The sequence below is a fragment of the Bartonella sp. MM73XJBT genome, from assembly GCF_028618465.1.
Taxonomy (GTDB): Bacteria; Pseudomonadota; Alphaproteobacteria; order Rhizobiales; family Rhizobiaceae; genus Bartonella.
In genome coordinates this window covers 1-6,198 of record NZ_JAQISY010000055.1, presented here as the reverse complement: position 1 = coordinate 6,198, position 6,198 = coordinate 1, and the positions used below count along the sequence as shown (strand labels likewise).

The 6,198-nt window shown below is 42.0% G+C and carries 7 protein-coding genes; 2 read left to right on the top strand and 5 right to left on the bottom strand.

Annotated features, from left to right (window positions below; genetic code table 11):
* On the top strand, positions 1-277 hold a 277-nt coding region (locus PVV69_RS09080; RefSeq protein ID WP_273757250.1), incomplete at its 5' end, for a hypothetical protein.
* A gap of 1,046 nt (positions 278-1,323) precedes the next feature.
* The gene (locus PVV69_RS09075; RefSeq protein WP_273757249.1) at positions 1,324-2,352 is read left to right on the top strand and encodes a DUF3472 domain-containing protein; all 1,029 of its coding nucleotides are present in this window, start codon (positions 1,324-1,326) and stop codon (positions 2,350-2,352) included.
* Positions 2,353-3,700: 1,348 nt separating this feature from the next.
* On the opposite strand, the gene yacG is transcribed toward PVV69_RS09075, so the two are convergent.
* The 5 genes from yacG to PVV69_RS09050 all read right to left on the bottom strand — a co-directional run bounded on the left by yacG (position 3,701) and on the right by PVV69_RS09050 (position 6,052).
* The gene (yacG, locus tag PVV69_RS09070) at positions 3,701-4,006 is read right to left on the bottom strand and encodes a DNA gyrase inhibitor YacG (RefSeq protein WP_273757248.1); all 306 of its coding nucleotides are present in this window, start codon (positions 4,004-4,006) and stop codon (positions 3,701-3,703) included.
* Positions 4,007-4,032: 26 nt separating this feature from the next.
* On the bottom strand, positions 4,033-4,728 hold the full coding sequence (locus PVV69_RS09065) for a Maf family nucleotide pyrophosphatase (RefSeq protein WP_273757247.1): 696 nt from the start codon (positions 4,726-4,728) through the stop codon (positions 4,033-4,035).
* Between the two features lie 191 nt (positions 4,729-4,919).
* The gene (gene infA / locus PVV69_RS09060) at positions 4,920-5,138 is read right to left on the bottom strand and encodes a translation initiation factor IF-1 (protein ID WP_004857577.1); all 219 of its coding nucleotides are present in this window, start codon (positions 5,136-5,138) and stop codon (positions 4,920-4,922) included.
* 432 nt (positions 5,139-5,570) lie between these two features.
* On the bottom strand, positions 5,571-5,702 hold the full coding sequence (locus PVV69_RS09055) for a hypothetical protein (RefSeq protein ID WP_273757246.1): 132 nt from the start codon (positions 5,700-5,702) through the stop codon (positions 5,571-5,573).
* A 215-nt stretch (positions 5,703-5,917) separates the two neighbouring features.
* Positions 5,918-6,052, bottom strand: a complete 135-nt coding sequence (locus PVV69_RS09050; protein WP_273757245.1) for a hypothetical protein — start codon at positions 6,050-6,052, stop codon at positions 5,918-5,920.
* Positions 6,053-6,198: the final 146 nt, after the last annotated feature.

Here is a 6,198-nt window from a genome sequence, read left to right as displayed (position 1 = left end):
CACCCACCATTCACGGACCTGCTCTTTTACCACTTTTACAGAGATACATTTTTACGCTTTTACAATTTCACAGAAAGCAGCCCCCACCACTTTCTCTCCAACGCCCTTTCACGACCACCCACGCCTTGACGCCCCAAACCGCATTGCCACCCCCCCCACACAAGCCATACAACTCTACTTTGTACAGTACTCTTTGAGCACCTATGTCCATTCCATACGCAACCACTCCCAGCAATCTACTCCACCAACACTCCACTACGCCCCCTACCACCTTTAACATACACCCACACCAGCACCTCACCACCCATACCTCTCACCTTTACGCCCCCAATTCTTTGCCCCCTCTCATCAATCTTCCACCGCATCTATAAACCCTCCCAAAAACACCCACCATTCACGGACCTGCTCTTTTACCACTTTCACAGAGATACATTTTTACGCTTTTACAATTTCACAGAAAGCCGCAAAGTGACCATCAAGAAAAAGCTCTCATCCAATCTCTTTTCATAGTCATCTTATGATGAATGACATACATGGAAAATCCATCTCATACACTCAGGTCTATTCTCCACCACTCTCTGCATCCTTGTCCCATTTATGGTCAATGGCACAACACAATGCCTATCTTTCTGTTCAATACGATGCCGCGCTATTGATCCTCATCACTGGTTGTATGGGGCTTATATCTTGCCAACCTCATCTTCCTCCAACACTCCCTTTTGCCCCACCTTATCTGCGCCTTGCACATTTTTCTTTCCCCTTTGGAAACTTTTATCCCCAGTGCTCATCTCCCTCTCATACCCTTCGTTTCCCCTTAACGCCCCACCACCTCTTCTTTTCAAACTTGAAAAACCTTACCAAAAGCCGCTCTCACACACTCCGCCGCTTCATCTTAACGCCTCTCCACCATTTTGCCTTGCCAGCACCCCCATCTCTTCACCGCACACATCAACACCAACAAACGCAGGGAATACAGTACCTGTCCACGCTTTTACAGATACACATTTTACACTTTTACATATTCACCGAAACTATCATAACCTCCTCCCCAACACTCTTTCACGACGTCAACATCTCACCACCAGCTCTTCATCATCAATCCCCTACCATCCAAACTTCACTATCAACACCCCACCATTAAGCTTTGCATTCGAAGATCTAAAGAAAGTACAAAATACGCTTTTTGCTTTAAATGAAATAATATTTTATAAAATATAATATAAATAAAAAAACATAGTATTTATCGCATTTTTTATTTAAACTATACTTAATCTATGATGAGGTGTACTTACATTGACTTTATAAAAGTAAAGGATCTAAAATATGCAGTGCAACATAAAAAAGCTGTTCTTAATATTTTTATTTCTTCTGATAAGCAAACCAAGCTATGCTGTTTTTGCTGGTAAAGTTATTACGATGCAACACACATGGCGCCATAATACATTCTTCGATAGCATGTCTTTTTCTCAGCAAATAACTTACGATGGTGGAGCTGATGCCATCTATTTTTGGGGCAACCAATTTCAGTTCAAAGATGGGAAAAGTGGATATATTGGTTTATTCAACAGAGGCGCCCGCACTGTTCACTTCTCTATCTGGAATGCAACGGGATGGAAAAGTGATAAATGTAAGCATTTTACCCATAAGGACTCTGGAGTACGATGTGAAATTGAATTTCCCTGGCAGCTTGGCCGTCGATATCAATTAGATGTTTCCAAGAATGGCAATCTTGTTACAGGCACCATATCGGATCTTATCACTGGTAAAACAACAACGGTCGGTGTCATAGAAGTACCAAGCACCTTTGGCAAACTCTATAATTCTTCAAGTTTTGTTGAAGACCATTCTCGTTGGAAAAGACAGCTTTCCTCCTGTTATGTCTTGAGTCCACAAAGCTCCATTTTTTTCAATCCTACAGCCGATAAAAGCGGTACACCATACCAAGCGTTGCAAGAAGCCTCTGCACAAGGGATCTGTAAAGATTCTTACGTTGTGCAAATAGCGTGTAACCTCAGTTATTGCATAAATAATATCAGCGACCTTGGAGGCTTAACCTCGCCGGTAACAAAGAACGTCCGCATTAGCAATGGCAAAGATCTATCTGCGAAAACGATTTCTGATGCCTTAAAAAAGGAAGAGCTTATCGCCATTCGTTTACGAAATGGTTCGTGGTCACCCAATATCTCTTTACCAGAGGCTCATTTATTGAAATGGAAATCAATTTTTATAGACCATCAAGCAGCGCTTAGTTCTTCACTCCATATCAATAACAGCATACAAAAAATAACGACAGGACAAAAGATTATGTATATGTCTGATGGAAAAATCTGGAAAATGATGCAAAAGAATTAACCTTTTTCCCTATGAAAGAAGAGAAAATCCCTTATGTTGATTTAAAAATAAATTGGCATGAGGGATTGTGTCTCTCCCACTTTTGTTTTTCCACTTTTGGGATTATGTTCTCACATTGATTATTTTATTCTGGATAAAATGCTCTTTAACTTTGAAGATATTTTGTTTTTTAAAAGACCTCCCTTTTCCCCCCTCTTTCCAAGCCCCTCTTCACCACAAACGCCCAGTTCTTTTCCCACACCCGCTTCAACTTTTCCCACCACCTTCAAACACTCGACCTCTTTTCAAACTCAAAAGGCACTTTTCTGAGAGACAAATCCCTGCCTTTTCTCTCTAGAACTAAAGCCTCCTATACCTCCAATCTTCACATGACAACAAAAACCACCTCATCTCTCATGCTTTGTTCTTTAAAAGACGCCCCACTTCTCTCACAAGCTTCAAATCTTCACCAAAGCCCCAAAAGACAATTCTCTAAGAGACACCTCCCCCAATTTCCCCAACTCTAGGTATCCAATCTTCTCTTTGTTCTCTCAAGGCTAAAGCCCCCAAGAATTATTGCCATATTGACGAAAGCACCTCATCACCCCTCAGCTTGAATGCTTCGTTCTCAAAAGACACCCAATTTCTCCCATCAGTTTCAAATCTTCCCCCCATTCCAAAAGCAACTCTCTAAGATTAAAATGCCTGCTCGTATCTTTATTCTTCATAAGGCTAAAATTCCCCAAAACATTCCCTTATCGGCAATTCCCACTTTATCTCAAAGAAAACCCTCTGCCTCTCACATTCTCTTGCAAGCCTCAAATATTTCCCCTTGCCTCAAGCCGCATTTCTAACGCCGTTAAGCAGCTGATGATTTTATTCTTCATCACAACTTTTCGATAGTGCGATCAGTTCAGACCAAAAGCTGAACGCCTATATGAAACAACAAGCTTGTTGAAAAAAACATAATATGAGATTCGTAAACCCAACAAAGAAGCAATTCCTGAAATCCAAATCCTTGACTTTGTTCTTTCAGCTAAAATCTCCTCATATCCCAAATCTTTTCATGACAACTCAAACCACCTGCTCTCTTCTCAACTCTCATACCTTGTGTTTGAAAAGTCGCCCCACTTCTCTCGTAAGCTTCAAACCTTCATCACAGCTCAAAAGAAACTCTCTGAGAGACAAATCTCTGCCTTTGCTTTCAAAAGCTAAAATCTCCTTATATCCCAAATCTCTCATGATAGCTAAAACCATCTGGCCCCTCACCCTCTCCAACGCCTTGTTCTGAAAAAGACACCTAACTTTTCTCGCAAGCCTCAAATATTTTCCCTTTTCTCAAGCCGCATTTCTAACGTTAAATGCCTGTTTATTCTTCTTCATCACTAACTTGCGGTGGTGGAGGCAAGATATAAGCACCAGACAACCATCGATTAAGATCAATAGCGCGGCATCGTGTTGAACAGAAAGGATAGGTGTTTTGTTGTGCCATTTGACCACAAATGGGACAAGGATGCGGAGGGCGGATTGGAGTAGTTTCTGATTGTGTTAAATCTGATTTTTTGAGTGTTTGTTGTGTCTGTGTGATTTGTTGACAGCTATTCCTGACTTTTTCTACCGTTTGTTTTTTTTCATTGTGCGTCTCCCTTTTTGATTGTTTTGTATTCTGTATCATTGGTTTTACCTGGTGCATAAACTTTTCTAACGCATTTCCCCATTCCAATAGGAAAGCACAGGATAACGATAATGCATGAGAAGATCCATTGTCTCAGCCAATGGTAATCCCATCACATTGGAATAAGAGCCGGCAAGCTGGACGACAAAAGCACCAGCTTTTCCCTGAATGGCATAGCCACCAGCCTTTCCCTCCCATTCTCTAGAAGCAATGTATGTATCCATCAATGGAGTCGTCAAGCGTCTAAAACGGACAGAACTTTCCACTAATTTTATGGTTATTTTTCCAGCTTCATTGAGCGCACAAATGGCGGTATAGACCTTGTGAGCACGTCCCGAAAGGAAGCGCAAACATTCATATGCCTCACCTTCACCCTCTGGTTTAGGAAGAATGGTGAGCCCCACAGCCACCACAGTATCAGCAGCCAAGATGATCATTTTCCGCGCGGTTTCCTCTTTATCATGTTGGCTGTACCATAACAAAGCCTCTTGCGCTTTAAGGGCTTTTTCTTTTGCCAACCGTTTGGCAAGATTTGCAGGATGTTCTTTTAACTTTGGTGTCTCATCGAGATTGGTTGCATAAACCTCATGAGGATCAAGACCAATCTGCGCTAAAAGTGCCAAACGACGGGGTGAAGCAGAAGCAAGCACCAAGAGGATTTCTTCATCAGGATTTTTCTTCAAACGCTCTTTTCCTAAGAAGGTTTTCTTTAAGTTTATCATTTTTACCCCCCCAGAATGATTTTAAGCCCCCACCCAATTTATTTTGACGCCATGAATATTCTTTAATATAACCTCACGCATCTCTCATATTACTTTAATTTTTCACTTGTTCTCATTTTTTACTAAAAAAGAACAGACATCAAGGTCTTTTAGAAAGAAGTAGGAACGCTTTACAAAAAACAACCCCTGACTTATTTATAGCGATAGGTAATACGTCCTTTTGTCAAATCATAAGGGGTCATTTCCACCATGATTTTATCCCCTGCTAACACACGAATACGGTTTTTACGCATTCTTCCAGCGGTATGAGCAATAATTTCATGATCATTTTCTAGCTTTACACGAAACATCGCATTCGGTAAGAGTTCAGTCACGATTCCAGAAAATTCTAAAACTTCTTCTTTTGACATAAAAAATAAATTCCTTTACAGTGCGCATAATTTTTTCAGTGTTCATACCCTATTTTCTCAGTTTTGTGAACAAAAATCCAACAAAAAGGCAAAGGTTTTTCTTTTTGTGTTTATTCCCTAGAGCTGTCAAAAGCTTTAACCTACAAAGTTTTCATCTTTCCCTTGAGCCCATTGGTTAACATATCCAGCTCTCAGCCTCTCTTTCTAGACCTCTTTATACCCCCATCTATTTCTTCACCTTCATCTTCCTCCAACACTCCCTTCGCCCCACCTTATCTGCGCCTTGCACATTTTTCTTTCCCCTTTGGAAACTTTTATCCCCAGTGTTCATCTCCCTCTCATACCCTTTCTTTTCCCCTTAACGCCTCACCACCTCTTCTTTTCAAACTCAAAAAGCCTTGTACAAAAGCTGCTCTCACACGCCCCACCGCCTCATCTTAACACCTCTCCACCATTTTGCCTTGCCAACACCCCCATCTCTCCACCGCACACATCAACACCAACAAACGCAGGGAATACAGTACCTGTCCACGCTTTTACAATTTCACAGAAAGCAGCCCCCACTTTCTCTCCAACGCCCTTTCACGACCACCCACGCCTTGACGCCCCAAACCGCATCACCAACACCCCACCCTCCAAGACCGCACCCAACCCTCACCTTGGCAAAACAGATTTTTCCTCAAGAAAACAAAGGAAAATATCACATGCCATACAACTCTACTTTGTACAGTACTCTTTGAGCACCTATGTCCATTCCATACGCAACCACTCCCAGCAATCTACTCCACCAACACTCCACTACGCCCCCTACCACCTTTAACATACACCCACACCAGCATCCCTTCACCACCCATACCTCTCACCTTGATGCCCCACAAAACCTTTTGCCCCCTCTCATCAATCTTCCACCGCATCTATAAACCCTCCCAAAAGCACCCACCATTCACGGACCTGCTTTTTCGCCACTTTTACAGAGATACATTTTTACGCTTTTAAACATTCACAGAAAGCAGCCCCCACCACTTTCTCTCCAACGCCCTTTCACGACCACCCACGCCTT

Excerpts from the sequence above, each read along its gene's own strand:
- yacG (WP_273757248.1), bottom strand. The coding sequence starts at position 4,006 with ATGATACAGAATACAAAACAATCAAAAAGGGAGACGCACAATGAAAAA.
- infA (WP_004857577.1), bottom strand. The coding sequence starts at position 5,138 with ATGTCAAAAGAAGAAGTTTTAGAATTTTCTGGAATCGTGACTGAACTC.
- PVV69_RS09065 (WP_273757247.1), bottom strand. The coding sequence starts at position 4,728 with ATGATAAACTTAAAGAAAACCTTCTTAGGAAAAGAGCGTTTGAAGAAA.
- PVV69_RS09050 (WP_273757245.1), bottom strand. The coding sequence starts at position 6,052 with ATGCGGTGGAAGATTGATGAGAGGGGGCAAAAGGTTTTGTGGGGCATC.
- PVV69_RS09075 (WP_273757249.1), top strand. The coding sequence starts at position 1,324 with ATGCAGTGCAACATAAAAAAGCTGTTCTTAATATTTTTATTTCTTCTG.